Annotated in this window: 18 protein-coding genes; 6 read left to right on the top strand and 12 right to left on the bottom strand. The window is 71.5% G+C overall.

Annotation, left to right across the window (positions count from 1 at the left end; translation table 11 throughout):
• Entirely contained in the window at positions 1–615 is a 615-nt protein-coding gene (locus tag NO900_RS05835) for a YIP1 family protein (RefSeq protein ID WP_256408271.1), read from the bottom strand.
• 150 nt (positions 616–765) lie between these two features.
• Here NO900_RS05835 and NO900_RS05830 point away from each other — a divergent pair, with 150 nt between their 5' ends.
• A complete protein-coding gene (locus tag NO900_RS05830; RefSeq protein ID WP_256408270.1) occupies positions 766–1242 on the top strand; it encodes a type IV pilin domain-containing protein in 477 nt (158 codons plus the stop codon).
• A gap of 30 nt (positions 1243–1272) precedes the next feature.
• On the opposite strand, the gene NO900_RS05825 is transcribed toward NO900_RS05830, so the two are convergent.
• Both NO900_RS05825 and NO900_RS05820 read right to left on the bottom strand, forming a co-directional pair.
• On the bottom strand, positions 1273–2418 hold the full coding sequence (locus NO900_RS05825; RefSeq protein ID WP_256408269.1) for a Gfo/Idh/MocA family protein: 1146 nt from the start codon (positions 2416–2418) through the stop codon (positions 1273–1275).
• Positions 2419–2437: 19 nt separating this feature from the next.
• Entirely contained in the window at positions 2438–3409 is a 972-nt protein-coding gene (locus NO900_RS05820) for a sugar phosphate isomerase/epimerase family protein (protein WP_256408268.1), read from the bottom strand.
• Between the two features lie 187 nt (positions 3410–3596).
• On the opposite strand from NO900_RS05820, the gene NO900_RS05815 reads away from it, so the two are divergent.
• Positions 3597–4487 (top strand): PspA/IM30 family protein, encoded by an 891-nt coding sequence (locus tag NO900_RS05815; RefSeq protein ID WP_256408267.1) that lies wholly within the window; start codon positions 3597–3599, stop codon positions 4485–4487.
• Between the two features lie 52 nt (positions 4488–4539).
• Here NO900_RS05815 and NO900_RS05810 read toward each other — a convergent pair whose 3' ends face one another.
• The 4 genes from NO900_RS05810 to fdhF all read right to left on the bottom strand — a co-directional run bounded on the left by NO900_RS05810 (position 4540) and on the right by fdhF (position 9617).
• Positions 4540–5586 carry a dipeptide epimerase gene (locus tag NO900_RS05810; RefSeq protein WP_256408266.1) on the bottom strand — a complete coding sequence of 349 codons (1047 nt, stop codon included), beginning with the start codon at positions 5584–5586 and terminating at the stop codon, positions 4540–4542.
• Positions 5583–6641 (bottom strand): N-acetyltransferase DgcN family protein, encoded by a 1059-nt coding sequence (locus tag NO900_RS05805; RefSeq protein ID WP_256408265.1) that lies wholly within the window; start codon positions 6639–6641, stop codon positions 5583–5585. The genes NO900_RS05810 and NO900_RS05805 overlap by 4 nt, the downstream gene beginning before the upstream one ends.
• A 420-nt stretch (positions 6642–7061) precedes the next feature.
• Entirely contained in the window at positions 7062–7379 is a 318-nt protein-coding gene (locus NO900_RS05800; protein ID WP_256408264.1) for a DUF5785 family protein, read from the bottom strand.
• Positions 7380–7472: 93 nt separating this feature from the next.
• Positions 7473–9617, bottom strand: coding sequence for a formate dehydrogenase subunit alpha (fdhF, locus tag NO900_RS05795; RefSeq protein WP_256408263.1), 2145 nt, complete (start codon positions 9615–9617; stop codon positions 7473–7475).
• 203 nt (positions 9618–9820) lie between these two features.
• Here fdhF and NO900_RS05790 point away from each other — a divergent pair, with 203 nt between their 5' ends.
• The gene (locus NO900_RS05790) at positions 9821–10990 is read left to right on the top strand and encodes a glutathione-independent formaldehyde dehydrogenase (RefSeq protein WP_256408262.1); all 1170 of its coding nucleotides are present in this window, start codon (positions 9821–9823) and stop codon (positions 10988–10990) included.
• A 45-nt stretch (positions 10991–11035) separates the two neighbouring features.
• Here the strand turns inward: NO900_RS05790 and NO900_RS05785 are convergent, their stop codons facing one another.
• Positions 11036–11203 carry a hypothetical protein gene (locus NO900_RS05785; RefSeq protein ID WP_256408261.1) on the bottom strand — a complete coding sequence of 56 codons (168 nt, stop codon included), beginning with the start codon at positions 11201–11203 and terminating at the stop codon, positions 11036–11038.
• 148 nt (positions 11204–11351) lie between these two features.
• Between NO900_RS05785 and NO900_RS05780 the strand changes: the two genes are divergently transcribed.
• A complete protein-coding gene (locus tag NO900_RS05780) occupies positions 11352–11504 on the top strand; it encodes a hypothetical protein (RefSeq protein WP_256408260.1) in 153 nt (50 codons plus the stop codon).
• Here the strand turns inward: NO900_RS05780 and NO900_RS05775 are convergent.
• On the bottom strand, positions 11501–12628 hold the full coding sequence (locus NO900_RS05775; protein WP_256408259.1) for a CobW family GTP-binding protein: 1128 nt from the start codon (positions 12626–12628) through the stop codon (positions 11501–11503). The genes NO900_RS05780 and NO900_RS05775 overlap by 4 nt on opposite strands.
• A gap of 90 nt (positions 12629–12718) precedes the next feature.
• On the opposite strand from NO900_RS05775, the gene NO900_RS05770 reads away from it, so the two are divergent.
• On the top strand, positions 12719–13342 hold the full coding sequence (locus NO900_RS05770; RefSeq protein ID WP_256408258.1) for a hypothetical protein: 624 nt from the start codon (positions 12719–12721) through the stop codon (positions 13340–13342).
• A 29-nt stretch (positions 13343–13371) separates the two neighbouring features.
• On the opposite strand, the gene yqeC is transcribed toward NO900_RS05770, so the two are convergent.
• The gene (gene yqeC, locus NO900_RS05765; protein WP_256408257.1) at positions 13372–14103 is read right to left on the bottom strand and encodes a selenium cofactor biosynthesis protein YqeC; all 732 of its coding nucleotides are present in this window, start codon (positions 14101–14103) and stop codon (positions 13372–13374) included.
• A 152-nt stretch (positions 14104–14255) separates the two neighbouring features.
• On the opposite strand from yqeC, the gene NO900_RS05760 reads away from it, so the two are divergent.
• Positions 14256–16130, top strand: a complete 1875-nt coding sequence (locus NO900_RS05760) for an aldehyde ferredoxin oxidoreductase family protein (protein WP_256408256.1) — start codon at positions 14256–14258, stop codon at positions 16128–16130.
• Between the two features lie 66 nt (positions 16131–16196).
• Here NO900_RS05760 and NO900_RS05755 read toward each other — a convergent pair whose 3' ends face one another.
• Positions 16197–16562, bottom strand: coding sequence for a DUF7976 family protein (locus NO900_RS05755; protein WP_256408255.1), 366 nt, complete (start codon positions 16560–16562; stop codon positions 16197–16199).
• Positions 16559–17614, bottom strand: coding sequence for an Mrp/NBP35 family ATP-binding protein (locus tag NO900_RS05750; RefSeq protein WP_256408254.1), 1056 nt, complete (start codon positions 17612–17614; stop codon positions 16559–16561). The genes NO900_RS05755 and NO900_RS05750 overlap by 4 nt, the downstream gene beginning before the upstream one ends.
• Between the last annotated feature and the right edge of the window lie 46 nt (positions 17615–17660).

Below are 17660 nucleotides of genomic sequence, written 5' to 3'. Positions count from 1 at the left end.
TCACGCGAAGAGCGTCCGGGCCGACGCGATCACGCGGTAGCCGACGCCGTAGCCGAGCAGCGCCGGCGGGACCCCGGCGACGAGCGTGCGCGGCCACGAGGTCCCGTGAACGGTCCGGAAGCCGAGCAGCAGCAGGACGGCCGCGTACGCGCCGCAGGCGATCCGCAGCGCCGGGACCGGCGGCCCGGCGAGCGCCATCGGCGAGCTGGCGTACGCGACGACCTGCACGGTCTCGCTGACCCCGCCGCGGTCGCGCAGTCCGAGCCCGCCCCGCACCTCGACGCTGGCGACGACGACGCTCACCGTCGCGACCGCCGCGGTCAGGTGGAGCCCCACCGGGGCCGCGAGCGCGACCACGACGAGGAAGGCGACGAGCGCCGAGACGGGTACCGACGCGACGATCCCGGGGACTACGGAGGGGTCAGCGACCATCCAGCCGAGCGCGAACGCGGCGGCGACGGCGACGGCGAACGTCAGCGCGGGCGCCTGGTCGCCGCGCGCCACGCCGTTCGCGAAGAGGCGACGCGGTCGGACGAGGGCCTCGACCCAGGCGCGAGCGAGCCCGCGCGGCCCCCGGGCTCGTCCCCCCGCCGGGTCCTCGATCCACGATGTCACGTGCGCCCTTCGGGCGGACGGGATAACGGGGTTCCGGTTCGGGAGCGCGACCGCGCGTCGACCCGGTCCGAGCGACCGCGGGCGGCTCGTTCTCCCGTCTGATAAGCGGCGGGTAAACCCTTATACCGGGGCGCGCGGAGCGGTAGTCGAATGCGCGCCTTCCGGAGCGACGAGCGGGGGTTCACCCCGATAGCCGGCACGGGGATGCTCGTCGGCGTCGTCGTCCTCCTGCTGGCGGTCGTCGGGGCCGCGATGTTCGGGCTGATCGACGGGGTCGCGCCGCCGGACGCCGAGTTTCAGGTCGAGGCCGACGGCGGCGAGATCGTCGTCGTCGCCGCCGGCCCCGAGCCCGTCCCCGCCGAGGAGCTGTACGTCCGCGGCGAGGACCCCGACGGCGAGGTCGAGTTCGGCGCCTGGCCCGGCGACGGCGTCGTCGAGCCCGGCGACCGCGTGGTCGTCCCGAACGCGACCGGGAACGAGCAGTTCGACGTGGTCTGGGAGCCGGTGGCGTTCGACACGCGCGAGACCCTCGGCACCTACGACGGCGAGGAGTCGGCGGTCGACGAGTGGGCCGAGGAGGACGGACCGAGCGCGGACCCGCTCGCGGGCGGCGGGGGCGGGTTCTGAGAGCGGGACGAACCGGGCCGGGCCGCGCCGCTACTCGACGCTCACCCACTCGCCGCGCTCGTCGGAGCGCTCGATTGCGTCGAGGATCCCCTGGACCCGGTACCCCTCCGCGAACGACGGCGAGAACTCGCGGCCCTCGGCGACCGCGGTGAGGAACTCGTAGTTCTCGTGGACGAAGGTGTGCTCCCAGCCGATGACGTGACCGGGGGGCCACCACCGGTCGACGTACGGGTCCGTCTCGTCGGTGACGAGCACCGTCTGGAAGCCGCGGTCGCCCTCGCGGAGCACCTCCAGCTCGTTGAGCCGCTCCAAGGAGAACTTCAGGCTCCCCTTCGAGCCGTGGACCTCGACCGTGTGGTCGTTCTTGTGGCCGGTCGCGAACCGGGTCGCCTCGAAGGTCCCCGTCGCGCCCGACTCGTAGGCGACCTGCGCGGAGTAGGCGTCGTCGACGGTCACGTCGCGGTACTCCTCGACTTCGGCATCGTCGCCGTCGCCCTCCTCGTACACCGGGCGCTCGTCGACGAACGTCTGCAGGTGACCGGAGAGCCGGTCGATCCCGCCGACCTCGTCGCCGACGAGGAAGTCCACGAGGTCGATCGTGTGCGCGCCGAGGTCGCCGAGCGCGCCCGAGCCCGCCATGTCGGCGTCCATGCGCCACGCCCACGGCGCGTCGGGATCGGCCAGCCAGTCCTGAAGGTAGCGCCCGCGGACCTGGCTGATCTCGCCGAGCTCGCCGTCCGCGATCAGCCCCTTCGCGTAGCGGATCGCCGGGACGAACCGGTAGTTGAAGGCGGTGCCGGCGGGCACGTCGGCGTCGGCCGCGGCGTCGCGCATGGCCGCCGCCTCGTCGAGGGTCGGCGCGAGCGGCTTCTCGCAGAGGACCGGGACGCCCGCGTCGAGGGCCGCGATCGACGGCTCCGCGTGGACGTGGTTCGGCCCGAGGTTGTAGAAGACGTCCACCTCGTCGATCGCCTCCGCCCAGTCGGTCGCCGTGTGCGCGAAGCCGAACCGGTCCGCGGCGTCCGCGAGGGCTTCCTCGTCGCGCCCGACGAGCGTGTGCCGCTCGACCGCGGGCGCGTCCGGGAAGAACATCGGCAGCCGCGCCAGCGCGTTCGCGTGCGCCTTCCCCATGAATCGATACCCCAGCACGCCGATCTTGAGTGGCTCTCGTGTCATCGTGGTCTCGTCCTCCCGCTTACTCCGCCCAGTAGGCGTCGCCCGGTTCGGTCTCGAAGACGGCGCGGTCGAGCACGTCGACCGCCTTCTCCAACCCCTCGCGCGAGGAGGTGAGCGAGTCCTCGTGTTCGATCGAGAGCGCGCCCTCGTAGCCGACCATCCGGAGCGTCGAGACGACGTCCTTCCAGTGGGCCTCGTCGTGGCCGTAGCCGATCGAGCGGAACAGCCACGAGCGGTCGGCCTCCTCGGTGTAGTCGGCCGTGTCGAGCACGCCCTTCACGCGGGCGTTCGCGTCGTACACCTTCGTGTCCTTGGCGTGGACGTGGTGGATCGCGTCGCGTTCGCCGAGGAAGCGGATCGCCTCCGTCACGTCGATCCCCTGCCAGTAGAGGTGCGAGGGGTCGAAGTTGGCGCCGATCCGCTCGTTCGTCGCCTCGCGCAGCGCGAGCATCCCGGTCGGCTCGTAGACGAGCATGTTCGGGTGCATCTCGATGGCGACGTCGACGCCGTGACGGTCCGCGTGTTTCGCGAGGTCCTCCCAGTACGGGACCGCGACCTCGTCCCACTGGTAGTCGAGGGCGTCGGCGTGCTCGCTCGGCCACGGCGCCGTGACCCAGTTGGGCGTCGAGTCGCCGGGCGCCCCGGCGGGAAGCCCGGAGAAGCAGGTCACCGCGTCGACGCCGAGCCGGTCGGCCAGTTCGATCGCCTCCCGGAGCTCGCGGTCGGCCTCGGCCGCGCGCCCCTCGTCGGGGTGGAGCGGGTTGTTGTGGGTCGCCAGCGCGGAGATCCGCAGGCCGCGCTCGTCGAGCAGCCCGAGCAGGTCCTCGCGCGCGCCCTCGTCGGCGAGGAGGGCCTCGCGGTCGACGTGGTCCTCGCCCGGCCATCCGCCGACGCCGAGCTCGACTGCGTCGACGCCGATCGCGTCGAGATACGCGGTCGCGTCCTCGATCGATTCGCCGCCGAGCGGAACGGTCAGTACGCCGATGTCCATGCGTGCGGATTGCGCAACACTCCGAATAAATCTTCAGGATGAGCGATACCCGCCGGCGCGGGCTCTCGCGCGCGACCCCTCAAAACTGCGGTCGACCCCTCGAAACCGATGTTCGCGGGCGCGCCGACCCGTTTCGAGGAGCGCGAACCACATGAGGTTTTAACGGGTGGAACGCGTATGACGGGACATGGGAATCCTCTCGCGCGCCTCCTACGTCATCCGCTCGAAGGTGAACGCCCTCCTGAACCGGGCGGAGGATCCGACGGAGTCGCTCGACTACTCGTACGAACAGATGCGCGACGAGCTCCAGGACGTCAAGCAGGGGATCGCCGACCTGACGACCCAGAAGAAGCGCCTGGAGATCCAGAAGCGGAAGCTCGAAGAGAACGTCGAGAAGCACAACCGACAGGCCCGGGAGGCGGTCCAGCAGGACCGCGACGATCTCGCGCGGAAGGCCCTCGAAAAGAAGAAGTCGAAGATGAGCCAGATCGAGGAGCTGGAGGGCCAGATCGCGGAGCTGAACAACACTCAAGAGCAGCTCGTCGAGAAGAAGAACAAGCTCCAGAACCGCATCGAGGAGTTCCGGACGAAGAAGGAGACGATGAAGGCGCGATACGAGGCCGCAGAAGCGTCCTCGCGCGTCTCAGAGGCGATGACGGGCGTCGGCGACGAGATGGAGGACGTCTCCCGGTCCATCGAGCGCGCCGAGGAGCGCACGGAAGAGATGGAGGCGCGCGCGGAGGCGATGGACGAGCTGGAGGACTCCGGCGCGTTCGAGGACGCGCTCTCCGACAAGGACAGCATCGACCGCGAGCTGGAGAGCCTCTCGACGGACAGCGAGGTTGACGCCGAGCTGGAGACGCTCAAGGGCGAACTCGGCAAGGGCGGGTCGTCGAACGGCGGCGCCGACGCCGTCAGCGACGAGGACGTCGACGCCGAGCTCTCCGACATCGAGTCGGAGATCGACGCGGACGACCTCGAATCGGACCTCGATGGTGATTCGAGCGCCGACCTCGACGAGGAGCTCGACGTAGAGTTAGAGGAGTCGGAGTCCGAGGCCGACGAGCCGCGGAACTGATATCGTTCGCTAGCCCCCGTAGTCCCCCGCTCGCCCTCGCCCCCGAGCCGGCTCACTCCGACGCGAGGCGCGCGCCGGTCCCGGCGCGGTCCCGGTCGTCGAGTCGGATCTCGCCGCCCGTGAGGTCGATGCCCTCGTACGGGTCCTCGGCGAGCAGCAGCGAGCCGTCGAGGTCGGCGTAGTCCAGCAGCGGCGCGAGCCCCGCGGCCGCCGCGATCGACGCGTTCGACTCGATCATGCAGCCGCACATCACCTCCAGGCCGTGCGCCCGCGCCGCGGCGATCATCCGCCGCGCCTCCGACACCCCGCCGGTCTTCATCAGCTTCAGGTTCGCGATGTCGCAGCGGTCGGCGATCGCCGGGACGTCGGAGAGCGTCACGCACGACTCGTCGGCGGCGATCGGGAGCGCCGAGCGCTCGTAGACGAACCGGAGGCCCTCGGGGTCCCCGGCGGGGACCGGCTGCTCGACGAACTCCACGTCGCGGTCGGCGAGCCACGCGCTCTTCTCGACGGCCTCGCGGGGGGTCCACGCCTCGTTCGCGTCGACGCGGAGCCGGGCGTCGGGCGCGGCCTCCCGCACCGCGTCGATCAGCTCGCGGTCCCGGTCGGTCCCGAGCTTGACCTTGAGGATCGGGTAGCCCGCCTCGACCGCGGCCGCGGCCTTCTCCCGGACGCGCTCCGTCTCGTCGAGGCCGACGGTGTAGGAGGTCGCCGGCGCGGTCGACGGGTCGAGGCCCCAGAGGCGGTAGAGGGGGACGCCGAGCCGCTTCGCGGCGAGGTCGTGAACGGCGATCGAGACGGCGGCGCGGGCGGCCGGGTTGTCGCCGATCGCGCTCGCCATGCGGGACTCGACCTCGCGGATCGCGTGCGGGTCGTCGACCGCTTCGACGATCGAGAGGAGCTCCGGGAGCACCGCCTCGACCGTGGCCGCGGTCTCGCCGTAGTGGGCCGAGGGCGCGGCGCCGCCGACGCCGGTCATCCCGGCCTCGTCCGCGATCCGGACGATCACGTTCTCCGCCTCGGTCTGCGTGCCGCGAGCGATCGTGAACGGGTCCTGCAAGGGGAGCGAGACCCGCTCGAACTCGGTGTCGAGGGTCATCGCTCACCGAGCCCCGCGTCGACGATCCCGTCGACGATCGCGTCGGCGCCGTCCCTGACGGGGTCGGCGGCGGGCACGCCCGTCTCCGCCGCGAACTCGGCGACCGCGTCGGCGGCCGCGCCGTCGTCGGCGACGTCCTTCGTGTTGAGCGCGCCGGCGACGACGCTCGCCTCGCGGACGGGCGCGGCCAGGTCCTCGTAGAGGTCGACGTAGTCGGCGAGCGGCGGGAGGTCGAACGACTCGTAGCCGTGGACGGCCTCGCGGCCCGCGGCGTGACAGAGGACGAGGCCGTCCGCCATCGACCCGTGGAGGATGCCGCAGGTGACCGCCGAGTACGCCGGGTGGACGATGCTCCCCTGTCCCTCGACGACGAGGAGCTCGCGGTCGTCGCCGACCTCGACGAGCATGTCCTCGACCGCGCCGGCCGCGAAGTCGGAGACGACGCGGTCGATCGGATTCCCCCACCCGGCGATCATGATCCCGGTCTGGCCGGTCGGGACGAACGCCGCGTCGATCCCCCGCTCGCGGGCGGCGGCGACGATCTCCAGCGACGCCGTCATCTTCCCGACGGAGCAGTCGGTGCCGACCGTACACACCACGTCGGCGTCGACGTCGCCGGAGGCGCCCGTCGCCACCGTCAGGTCGTCGTCGGGCTCGCGCACGTCGACGAGGTCGACGCCGTGCTCGGCGGCCAGTCCGGCGAGTTCCTCGTCCTCGTTCAGGAAGTAGTGGAGGCCGCTCACCACGTCGCAGCCGGCCTCGATCGCGGCCTCGACGTCCTCCCGCCACGACTCGTCGAAGCCGCCGCCGATCGGCGCGATTCCGATATAGAGGGCGTCGAGGTCGCCGTCGGCGGCCGCGTGCGCGTCCGCGAACGACGCGACTATCGGCGCGTCCGAGACGTCCGGGACGTGGTCGCGCACCCGGTCGCCGGCGCGGTCGCGGTCGAGGACGGCCAAGACGTCCTGGTCGCCGTAGCGTAGCACGCCGAGCGCGGTCTTCGCGCGGTCGGGGAACTTCTCGTGGGCGAGGACGGCGATCCGCTCGTGATCCATGGTGGCTCGGTCGCCCCGCGAGTTCTTAAAAGAGTCGAGCGGCGGTCGGGAGAGACGAAAAGACCGCGGTGGCGCGCGCCTGCGAGCGGCCGTCCTCGGCGGCCGCGAGGAGCACGCGCGAGGGACGCGGTGAGTGAGGGCGACCGCAGGGAGGCCCGAACGAACCGCGAGGCTGGGGAGGCGTGAGGTGCTGTGCGGTCGGGTGGGACTTAAAGGGGCAGTCGCGAGGCCGCCGTAGGCGACGCAAGCACCGCGACGAGAGAGCGAACGGAGTGAGCGACCGAGTGAGGAGCGCAGCGAGCGTACGGCGGCCTCGCGACTGGGGCTTTGGAAGCGTTCGTCGCCGGGTCACAGTCACCGGCTTATAGATGAGCAGGAACCCCGTTTAAAAGAGCAACACCGGAATCAAAAGATCCGTAGTCAGGCGCTGCCGTCGACGAACTGCTCGGCGCCCTCGTAGAACCAGTAGCCGTTCTCGCGCATCGCGCGGCCGAGCTCCTGGTGGAACTCGACGAAGTCGGCGAACTCCTCCTTCTCGACGCCCTCGAAGATCTCCTCGACCGAGACGACCGTCTCGTAGTCGATCCGGATCGGGTGGTCGCCGTACTGCTCGACGTACTCCGCGGCCGTCAGCGGGAAGTCCTCCGCCTCGTCGATCTTCTTCGCGAGCACGGCGTGGCCGTACTGCCGCATGCCCTCGCTCCCCTGCTCGCCGTCGGGGTCGTGTGGCCAGTCCATACCGTGGAATTCGCCGGATCGGGGATAGTGGTTTCGGATGCGACGGCGGCGAAGGCGGCCGCGCTTCCGCCCGCGCGAGACGGTTCGCGCCGCTCAGTCGTCGGCGGACGCCGGCGCGTCGCCGCTCGCGGGCTCGATGTCGACCTCGATCTCGGCGGACGCGGCCTTGTACTCGGGGATCTTCGAGCGCTCGTCGAGCACGTCGTTGGTGAGGCGGTTCGCGGAGGCGGCCGCGAAGTGCGGCGTGGTCCAGACGACGCCCTCCTTGATGTCCTCGGTGACGTCGGCGCGGACGGTGATCTCGCCGCGGCGCGACTTCAGGACGACGTGGTCGCCGTCCTCGATCCCGTACCGCTCGGCGTCGTTCGGGTGGACGTCGACGAAGTTCTCCGGGTGCTGGTTCGAGAGCGTGGGCGACCGGCGGCTCATCGTCCCGGTGTTGTAGTGCTCTTCGAGCCGCGCGGTGGTCAACACGAGCGGGTACTCCTCGTCGGGGACCTCCTTCGGCTCCTGGTGGACGACCCCCTCGATGCGGCCGAGGCCGTCCTCGGTCTCGAACTCGTCCTCGTAGAGGAACGAGTCGCCCTCGTCGCCCTCCTCGTAGCAGGGCCAGTGGATCCCCGTCTCGCCGAGCGCGTCGTAGGTCATCCCGTGCATGATCGGGCACACCTCGCGCAGCTCCTCGAACACGTCCTCGGGCCCGTCGAAGTCGAACTCGTCGCCGTCGAACAGCCGCGTCCCGACCTCACAGAGGATGTCGAGGTCGTGACGCGTGTTCTCGTGGACCTTGTGGACCCCGCGCATGCGCTGGACGCGGCGGTCGGTGTTGGTGACGGTGCCGTCGCGCTCGGCCCACGTCGTCGCCGGGAGGACCACGTCCGCGAGCTCGGCGGTCTCGGTCATGAAGATGTCCTGGACCACCATGAAGTCGAGCTCCTCGCGGAACCGGCGCTCCGTCTCGTTGCCGTCGGGCTCGCTCATGATCGGGTTCTCGCCCATGACGTAGAGCCCGTGGACGGTGTCGCCGATCGCGTGGGAGATCTCGACGTTCGTCAGCCCGGGCTCGTCGGGGATCTCGAAGCCCCACACGTCCTCGACGGACTCGCGCGCCTCGTCGTCGTCGACGAGCTGGTACCCCGGGAGGACGTTCGGCATCGCGCCCACGTCGCAGGTGCCCTGGACGTTGTTCTGCCCGCGCAGGGGGTTGACGCCGGTCCCGGGTCGGCCGAGGTTCCCCGTGATCAGCGCGAGGTTGATCTCGTTCTGGACGTTGTCGACGCCGCAGGTGTGCTGGCTCATCCCCATCCCGGTGAAGATGGCGGCGTCGTTCGCCATCGCGTACTTCTCGGCGGCGAGCTCGATGTCTTCGAGCGGGACGCCGCACTCCTCGGCGGCGGCCTCCTTGTCGAAGTCCGCGAGCGTCTCCGTCAGGTGGTCGAACCCCTTGGTGCGCTCCTCGACGAACGACTCGTCGATCCAGCCCGCGTCGGGCTCTTCCTCGTGGCGCTCCAGGATCGTCTTCAGGACGACGTTCAACAGGGGGATGTCGGTGCCGGGCTTCAGCTGGAGGTGCATGTGCCGGTCGGTGTCGTCGATCTCGAACGACCGGGTGGTCTTGTTCGCGTGCGGGTCGACCTGGATGACGGTCGCGCCCTCCAGCACGGCCTGCCGGAAGTACTGGCTGTTGGCGATCGGGTGCTGCTCGCCCGGGTTCGCGCCCTGGATCCACAGCACGTCCGCCGAGTCCTCCAAGTCGGCCATGCTGTTCGTCATCGCGCCCATTCCGAGGCTGGTGCGCAGCGCCCAGACGGTGGAGGCGTGACACATCCGCGTGCAGTTGTCGACCTGGTTCGTCCCGTACCGCCGCGCGAGCTTCTGGATGAGGTAGTTCTCCTCGTTGAACGTCTTCGAGGAGCCGAAGAATCCCATCCCGTCCGGGCCGTGGTCCTCGCGGATGCCCTCCATCTCGTCGACGACGCGGCCGAGCGCCTCGTCCCACGTCGCCTCGCGGAACTCGCCGTCCTCCTTGATCAGCGGCTCGGTCAGCCGGTCCTCGTGGTCGACGACCTGCGTCGCCGCGCCGCCCTTGATGCAGACGCTCCCCTCGTTCACCGGCGCGTCGGCCCACGGCGTGAACCGCATCTCCCCGGGCTCGTCGCCTTCGAGCACGCGGATCCCGCAGCCCACGCCGCAGTACGGACAGATCGTCTTCGTCGCGTCGTCCGGCTCACTGGACATCGGTCTCACCCTCCCCGTGCGAACACATACCACACGATCGATCGTCCGGGTCTATGAGTGTGTCGGTGGACCCGGCCGGGAAGCGACGAGGCTCCACGGAAGGCGAGGCGACTGCCAACGCCTTGCGTTCCAGATCTGTTAAGCATAATTATAATGGAAAAACATTTAGTATGTATTGTTAACACGTTACAATTGGAACCATCATGAGAGCAGTTGTCTATCAAGGCCCGTACGAAGTGGCCGTCGAGGACGTGGACGAACCGGAGATCGAACACCCGAACGACGTCGTCGTCGACATCACGACGTCCTGTATCTGCGGCTCCGACCTCCACATGTACGAGGGACGGACCGCGGCCGAGGAGGGGATCGTCTTCGGCCACGAGAACATGGGGATCGTCAGCGAGGTCGGCGAGGCGGTATCGACGCTGGAGGAGGGGGACCGCGTCGTCATGCCGTTCAACGTCTCCTGCGGTTTCTGTCAGAACTGCGAGGAGGGGTACACCGGCTTCTGTACCAACGTCAACCCCGGCTTCGCGGGCGGCGCGTACGGCTACGTCGCCATGGGGCCGTACCCGGGCGGACAGGCCGAGAAGCTGCGCGTCCCGTACGCCGATCACAACGCGCTGAAGCTGCCGGAGGGGCGCGAACACGAGGACGCGTTCTCGCTGCTCGCGGACATCTTCCCGACGGGGTGGCACGGCACCGAGCTGGCGAACCTCCAGCCCGGCGAGTCGGTCGCCATCTTCGGCGCCGGTCCGGTCGGCCTGATGGCCGCCTACAGCGCGAAGATCAAGGGCGCGGCCGAGATCTACGTCGTCGACCAGGTCCCGAGCCGACTGGAGCTCGCGGAGGACCACTGCGACGCCCACGCGATCGACTTCTCCGAGGGCGACCCGGTCGACCAGATCATCGAGGAGCACGGGGGGATGGTCGACAAGGGCGTCGACGCGGTCGGCTACCAGGCGACCGACCCGGACGACGTCGACACCGACACCGAGGACTACTCCTACGACCCGGCCAAGGAGAACCCGGCGGTCGTGATCAACAACCTGATCCGCGTGGTCCGACCGACCGGCGAGCTCGGCATTCCGGGCCTCTACGTCCCCGAGGATCCCGGCGCGCCCGACGACATGGCCGCGCAGGGGCGGCTCGGCATCGACTTCGGGAAGTTCTTCGAGAAGGGGCTCAAGTGCGGCACCGGCCAGTGTAACGTCAAGGAGTACAACCGGTACCTCCGCGACATGATCATCGAGGGCCGGGCGGACCCGAGCTGGGTCGTCTCGCACCGGGTCGACCTCGAAGAGGCCCCCGAGATGTACGAGGCGTTCGACGCCCGCGAGGAGGGCGTCACGAAGGTCCTGTTAGAGCCCTGAGACCGCGTCGCGCCCGATCGACACCGCTTTTTTCGCCGCCCGCGCTCACGCCCGGAGCCACGCCTTCGGGTGGTCGCTCCGGAGGTGCGCCTGGTACTCGCGGACGAGCGCCGGGTACGAGTCGGCCACGCAGTACCAGTCGCACAGGTCGCACTCCCGCTCCACGCCCTCGTCGTCGCCGCGAACGTGTCCGCCGCGTCTGTAGGTTGGCATTGGTCGCTCCGTCGACGCGGGTCGCCCCGTGTCTGTCCCCTGTAACCGCCCGGCACGGTTGAGGGTGTCGACGGGACGAACCCCCTGAGGCGGCCTCCGGGGCCGCCGCGCCGAAACGGGTATGCCACTCCGGCGCGTGGTCCCGGTCATGTGTCAGTACTGTAACTGGGCCTTCCACGACGGGTGGGGGGAGCTGCTGAAGTACGACGAGACGTACCAGTCGGCGGTCGGCGCGGAGACGGAGTCGACCCACGGCTTCCACGAGGAGTGGGACGACCTCCGGAGCGAACTGGGGATCTAGATCGGGAACACCGCGTCCGGGTCCGCCGTCGGCTCGCCGCCCTCCGCGGCGAGTCCGGCCAGCTCCTCGCGAATCCGTGTCTCGTCGAGGTCCTCGCCGATGAACACGAGCCGCGTCCGGCGGTCGTCGTCCGGCCCCCACTCGCCGATCGGCCCGGCCTGGACCGACGGGCCGGCCTGGCTCACGCCGATCACGTCGTCGGTGCCCGCCACCCGGACCACGCCCTTCGCCCGGACGATCGACCCGTCCCAGTCGTCGAGCCACTCGCCGAACGCGCCCGGATCGAGGGGGTCGCTCGACCGGTAGACGAACGAGCCGACCCCGTGCGCGGCAGCCGCGCCCTCGGGGTGCGCGTGGTCGTGGCCTCCCTCTCCGCCGTCGTGGTCGTGGCCCTCGCCCTCCTCGTCGGCGATGGCGCGCTTCCACCCCGCCGACCCCTTCGCCGCCTCGAAGTCGAACCGCCCGGTGTCGAGCACCTCGCCGGGGTCGACCGCGGAGTAGGTGGTCCGGATCCGCTTCGCCCTCGGTCCCAGTCGCTCGGCGACCGCCTCGATCCGGTCGAGCACGTCGTCGGGCACCATGTCGGTCTTGTTCACGAGGAGCACGTCGCAGAACTCGATCCCCTCGACGAGCACGTCCGCGAGCGGGCGGTCCGTCTCCGGCTCCGCCCCGCCGGGGAGGCTCTCGCCCGCGTCGAACTCCTTCCAGAAGCCGTAGGCGTCGAGGACGGTGACCATCGTGTCCAACCGGAACCGCTCCCGCGGGTCGACGTCGCTGTCCTCGGTCCCTTCCGTGAACGCCCGGGCGATCGGCACCGGCTCCGAGATGCCCGACGACTCGACGAGGAGGTAGTCGAACTCCCGCGAGTCGGCGAGCGCGGCGGCCTCGGAGAGCAGGTCGTCCTGAAGCCGACAGCAGATACAGCCGTTCGAGAGGTCGACGACCCCCTCCTCGTCGTTCTCGCGGGCGATCTTCTCGGCGTCGACGTTCACCTCGCCCATGTCGTTCAGGATGACGGCGATCCGCCGGTCGCCGGGGTTCGAGAGCAGGTGGTTGACGAGCGTCGTCTTCCCGGCGCCGAGGTAGCCGCTGAGGACGGTGACCGGAACCCGGTCGTCTGTCATGTGCGGTACCAGTGACCACGCCGGTATGAAACGATCGATCGGAACGATCGGGACCAACGTTCATCCGTTCGACCCCCCTACCGCGAGGCGATGGACCTGAGCGAGTCGACCGTCCGGGACCGCGCCCGGGCGTACGCGGAGGCGGAACCGCTGTACGACGTGGAGCTGCAACACGTCGAGACGGTCCCGGAGACGTTCGCCGGCGACGAGTACGGTCGGCGGGACGCCCAGTGGGTCGTCCGGTGGTACTTCCGGCGGTACCTCGGCGACTACCCGGACCGAGAGCGGCGCGAGCGCGAGGAGGCGTTCCGCGACAACGACTTCGGCGACGTGGCGGACGCCGTCGAAACGGCCGCGGAAGCGGTCGGGACGCGGGGCGAAGGCGGGAGCGACGACGATGTCTCAGCCGACCGCGACGTCGACGCCGCCCTCGACGCGCTCGCCGCGCTCGACGGGGTCGACGTCGCGGTCGCGTCGGGGTTCTGCCAGTTCCTCGCCCCCGAGCGGTTCGTCGCGATCGACCGCCGGACGTGGGCGGTGTTGGCCGCGGCCGGCGAGTTCGACGACCCCTACCCGGACCCGCCGTCGATCGCCGACTACCGGCGGTTCGACGACGCCTGTCGGGCCGTGATGGAGCGGACCGGCGTCGACGCGTGGACGCTGTACCGGGCGCTCTGGCGGTCGTTCGAGGAGCTCTCTGACGCGCGATCGTAGACGGACCGGCCGGCCCGCTCGCCGGGTCCCTACTCGACGACCTCGACGACCGGATCGTCCGCGATCAGGCGCGTGAGGAGGACGCGCGGCACGTCGGCGCGATAGAGGGTCTCTCGGGCGACCGCCCGGGCCGCGGCCGCGTCCGACTCGTCGTCGACCTTGTTCACGACCGGGATCGCGGTCGCGCCGCCGGGGACGCCCTTCAGCCCGCCGGCCGGGCTCGCGAGGACGGTCGCGACGTCGGCGGGGCGGATCTCGTCGCCGATCTCGCGGCCCGTGATCGCGGCGACCGCGTCCGGCCGGTGGACGAGCTCCTCGGTGAGGGGCTCGCCGACGACGTGCGCGCTCGCGATCGGGACGACGACATCCGCGTTCGACGGGATCTGCGGCTCGCGGTCGCCCGGCGCCTTGAACTCCCGGAGCCGCGCGCCGTCCGCCTTCACGAGCGTCGCGCCCGGCGCGGCGTCGGCGATCCCGCCGACCGTGTCGGTGTCGTACCCGAGGTACCGGTCCGACCGGTCGCGCTCGGGGACCAGCCCGAGCGGCCAGTCGCCGGATTCCGCCGCCTCGATCGCGGCGATCGGGTCCTCGGTCACGCGCACCGCGGCGACGCGGTCGTCGAAGATCGGGATCCGGACGCTGGCGGTCACTACCGCCCGGTCGAGTCGGTCGGCGAGCGCGAACAGCGTCGACTTCTTGCCGCCCGCGCCGACGACGCAGACGGTCGCGTCGCGGGCGTCGAGCGCGGTCGTCAGGTCCATGGCCGGCCGTTCGGTCGCCGCGGGCCTCACTCTGGCGGTCCGGTCGGCGCGGCGGTCGGGACCGGCGGCCGGACGGTCCGGGCCGGGCGCCGAACGCGGTCCGAGCCGGCCGGCGAACAGATTGATACGTCTCCGCCGCGCAGGGCGTCTGAATGAGTCGGAGCCGAACCCGCGTCCTCCGCGTCGACCTCTCGGCCGGCGAGACCGCCCGCGAGCGCGTCCCGCGCGGCTGGCGGCGCGACTTCCTCGGGGGGAAGGGGCTCGGCGCGCGCTACCTCTACGAGGCGCTGTCGCCGGGGACGGACCCGACGGGGCCGGCGAACCTCCTCTGTTTCCTCGTCGGACCGCTCGCGGGCTACCTCCCCGGGGAGACGCGTTACGCCGCGGTGACGAAGTCCCCGCTCACCGGCGGCTTCCTCGACTCGTACGCCGGCGGCGACTTCGCCGACCGGCTCGCGGGCTCGCTCGACGACTGCCTCGGGCTGCTCGTGACCGGCGCCGCCGACCGCCCGGTCCGGATCGAGGTCGAGGAGGGGCGCGCCCGGATCGAGCCGAGCGACGCGTGGGGCGCCGACGCCGCCGAGACCGCGGAGCGCTTCCCGGACGCCGGGGTCGCCTGCGTCGGTCCCGCCGGCGAGCGCGAGGCGGCCTACGCGACGGTCGCGAGCGACGGCGGCGCCCACCACGCGGGCCGCGGCGGGGCCGGCGCGGTGATGGGATCGAAGCGCCTGAAGGCCGTCGTCGCCCGCGGTCCCCCGCCGGCCGTCCCGGACGACCTCGCGGCCCTCCGCGACCGCGACGCGGCGGCGTACGGCCGGGATCCGACCGGCGAGTGGCAGGCGGCCGGCGAGACGGTCGAGACGGTCGACTACGCGAACGAGGTCGGGATCCTCGCCGCCGAGGGGTGGACCGAGACCGGGTTCGAGGGGACCGACGACATCGGGGTCGAGGCCGCGCTGGAGCGCGCGACGGGGCGTGAGCGGGTCGGCGACCGGGGAGCCGGCGACGAGCCGGGACGCCCCGAGGGCGACGGGCCGGTCGTCCCCGGCGGCTTCCGGATCGACACGCCCGACGGCGAGGTGGTCCCGCGCGGCGCGGCGCCGATCACGCTCGGCGCGGGGCTGGGGATCGACGACTTCGACCGCGTCGTCGAGCTCTGCGGCGTCTGCGACCGGCTCGGCCTCGACGTGATCGGCGCGGGCAACGCGGTCGCGTGGGCGGTCCGCGCCGGGGAGGCGGGCGTCGTCGACTGTCCGGTCGGGTTCGGCGACGCCGACGGGGCCGAGCGACTGCTGGAGGCGATCGCGGCCCGCGAGGCGCCTCCCGACCTCGACATCGACCCCGACCTCCCGGACGCGCTCGCCGACGGGATCGACGTCGCCGCGGCGCGGTTCGGCGGCGAGGGGTTGGTGCCCACGGTGAAGTCGATGGCGCTGCCCGGCTTCGACCCCCGCGCCGCGGTCGGCGTCGCCCTCGCGTACGCGACGAGCGACCGCGGCGCGTGTCACCGCCGGGCGCGACCGCAGGACAGCGAGCCGTTCGCCGCCGGCGAGCGCTCGCCCGGCGACCTGGTGCGCGGCGTGGTCGGCGAACAGAACGCCCGGTCCGTGCTCTGGAGCCTCGTCGTCGACGACTTCGTCGGCGAGGCGGTCTGGACCGACCTCGGCGCGGAGTGGCTCGCGGCGGTCGACCACCCGGCCGCCGGCTCTGACGTCGCGCTCGCGACGACCGGCGAGCGGATCTGGACCCTCACGCGGCTGTTCAACGCCCGCGAGGGGTTCGACCGCACGGACGACGCGCTCCCCGCCCCGCTCGGCTCGGCCGCGGCCGACGGGACCCCTGGCGTCGACGGCGACGCGTTCGACCGCCTGCTGGACCGGTACTACGCCGCCCGCGGCTGGGGTCCGCGCGGCCTGCCGACGCCGGAGACCCTCGATCGGCTCGGCCTGGCTGACGTCGTCGACGAGGCGACGCCGCTGGACGAGCGGCCGATCGACTCCGCGTCGAGGGACGGTTCGGACGACTGAGCGGCGGCGGTCGAGGAAGCCGGCGACGCGTTCCGATCGCTCGGACGTCCGCCCGTCCCGCGCGCCTCAGCGACGGAGTCCGCCTTCCGCCTTGATCCGCATGATGTGCCGGACGTTCAGATAGATCTCCTCCGGCGAGGTCTGCTCGTCGGGGTCGTACAGGTCAGACACCCGGTAGAGGACCGCCGAGAGCTGCTTGCTCTCGGAGCTGTCGCCGCGCACGTCGGCCGCGACCTCACGGAGGAACGCGCGGATCTCGTCGTCGTCGGGGAACTCCTCGTCGGCCGCGTCGGCGACGGCGTCCGGGACGACCGGGTCCACGCCGGCGGCGTCGAGGGGGTCGGCGGGGTCGTCGCCCTTCGCCCCGCCTGCGGGTCGGTCGCCCGCGTCCCCGTCGCCCGCGGGCTCGCCGTCGTCGCGCTCCCCGCTCATCGCTCCTCGCTCACCCCGCGGCGGCGGACGACGCCGGCGTTGTTCGCGACGTTCTCCACGATCACCCGGAACGCGTCGGCGGTCTCCCCCTCGTCGAGCACGACCGGCTCGCCGTCGTCGCCGCCGGTCCGGACCGCCGGGTCGAGCGGGACGCCGCCCAGGAAGGGGAGGTCGTGCTCCCCCGCCAGCGCCTTCCCGCCGCCGGAGCCGAAGATCTCGTGGAAGCCGCCGCAGTCCGGGCACCGGAAGCCGGCCATGTTCTCCGCGATCCCGAGCACGTTCGTGTCGTGTTTGCCGAACATCCGGAGCCCCTTCACCGCGTCGTCGAGCGCGACCTCCTGCGGGGTCGTGACGATCACGGCGCCCGTCAGCGGGAGTGTCTGGAGGATGGTGAGCTGGGTGTCGCCGGTCCCCGGCGGGAGGTCCATGATCAGGTAGTCGAGCTCGCCCCACTCCACGTCCTCGACGAGCTGGGTGATGATCTTGTGGACCATCGGCCCGCGCCAGATGACCGGATCGTCCTCGCCGGTGAGGAAGTCCATGCTCATCAGCTTCACCCCGAACCGCTCGGGGGGGACGATCGTCTCGCCGTCGGTCTGCGGGCGCTCCTCGGCCGAGACCATCCGGGGGACGTTCGGCCCGTACACGTCGGCGTCGAACAGGCCGACGCGCGCGCCGAGCTCCGAGAGCCCCGCGGCGACGTTCACGGCCATCGTCGACTTGCCGACGCCGCCCTTCCCGGAGGCGACCGCGATCACGTTCTTCACGCCCGGCAGCACCTGCTCGTCCGCGTCCAGCTCGTCGGGGACCGACGCCGACAGCTCCACGTCGAGCCCGGTGTCGGCGAGCGCCGCCCGGACGTCCTCGGCGATCTCGGACTCGTGGGGCGAGAAGGGGGCGCCGAGCGCGAGCGACACGCGGACCGTCCCGCCGGCCCCGCTCTCGTCCCCCTCGACGGCGACGTCGTTCACCAGCCCGAGCGAGACGATGTCGTCCCCCAGATCGGGGTCCCGCACGTCCGCGAGCCGCTCTCGCACGTCCGCTTCGTTCATGCCCGGAGGGAGGGCGGTGGGCCGAATAAGGGTTCTGTACGGGGTC

It is taken from the genome of Halorubrum rutilum (assembly GCF_024494565.1).
The sequence above is the reverse complement of the archived record's forward strand: the minus strand, read 5'-3'. Positions and strand labels throughout refer to the sequence as shown.

What these genes read in the sequence shown, in the direction of transcription:
- NO900_RS05830 (WP_256408270.1), top strand. Translation starts at nt 766, where the DNA reads ATGCGCGCCTTCCGGAGCGACGAGCGGGGGTTCACCCCGATAGCCGGC.
- NO900_RS05825 (WP_256408269.1), bottom strand. Translation starts at nt 2,418, where the DNA reads ATGACACGAGAGCCACTCAAGATCGGCGTGCTGGGGTATCGATTCATG.
- NO900_RS05820 (WP_256408268.1), bottom strand. Translation starts at nt 3,409, where the DNA reads ATGGACATCGGCGTACTGACCGTTCCGCTCGGCGGCGAATCGATCGAG.
- NO900_RS05815 (WP_256408267.1), top strand. Translation starts at nt 3,597, where the DNA reads ATGGGAATCCTCTCGCGCGCCTCCTACGTCATCCGCTCGAAGGTGAAC.
- NO900_RS05810 (WP_256408266.1), bottom strand. Translation starts at nt 5,586, where the DNA reads ATGACCCTCGACACCGAGTTCGAGCGGGTCTCGCTCCCCTTGCAGGAC.
- NO900_RS05805 (WP_256408265.1), bottom strand. Translation starts at nt 6,641, where the DNA reads ATGGATCACGAGCGGATCGCCGTCCTCGCCCACGAGAAGTTCCCCGAC.
- NO900_RS05800 (WP_256408264.1), bottom strand. Translation starts at nt 7,379, where the DNA reads ATGGACTGGCCACACGACCCCGACGGCGAGCAGGGGAGCGAGGGCATG.
- fdhF (WP_256408263.1), bottom strand. Translation starts at nt 9,617, where the DNA reads ATGTCCAGTGAGCCGGACGACGCGACGAAGACGATCTGTCCGTACTGC.
- NO900_RS05790 (WP_256408262.1), top strand. Translation starts at nt 9,821, where the DNA reads ATGAGAGCAGTTGTCTATCAAGGCCCGTACGAAGTGGCCGTCGAGGAC.
- NO900_RS05785 (WP_256408261.1), bottom strand. Translation starts at nt 11,203, where the DNA reads ATGCCAACCTACAGACGCGGCGGACACGTTCGCGGCGACGACGAGGGC.
- NO900_RS05780 (WP_256408260.1), top strand. Translation starts at nt 11,352, where the DNA reads ATGTGTCAGTACTGTAACTGGGCCTTCCACGACGGGTGGGGGGAGCTG.
- NO900_RS05775 (WP_256408259.1), bottom strand. Translation starts at nt 12,628, where the DNA reads ATGACAGACGACCGGGTTCCGGTCACCGTCCTCAGCGGCTACCTCGGC.
- NO900_RS05770 (WP_256408258.1), top strand. Translation starts at nt 12,719, where the DNA reads ATGGACCTGAGCGAGTCGACCGTCCGGGACCGCGCCCGGGCGTACGCG.
- yqeC (WP_256408257.1), bottom strand. Translation starts at nt 14,103, where the DNA reads ATGGACCTGACGACCGCGCTCGACGCCCGCGACGCGACCGTCTGCGTC.
- NO900_RS05760 (WP_256408256.1), top strand. Translation starts at nt 14,256, where the DNA reads ATGAGTCGGAGCCGAACCCGCGTCCTCCGCGTCGACCTCTCGGCCGGC.
- NO900_RS05755 (WP_256408255.1), bottom strand. Translation starts at nt 16,562, where the DNA reads ATGAGCGGGGAGCGCGACGACGGCGAGCCCGCGGGCGACGGGGACGCG.
- NO900_RS05750 (WP_256408254.1), bottom strand. Translation starts at nt 17,614, where the DNA reads ATGAACGAAGCGGACGTGCGAGAGCGGCTCGCGGACGTGCGGGACCCC.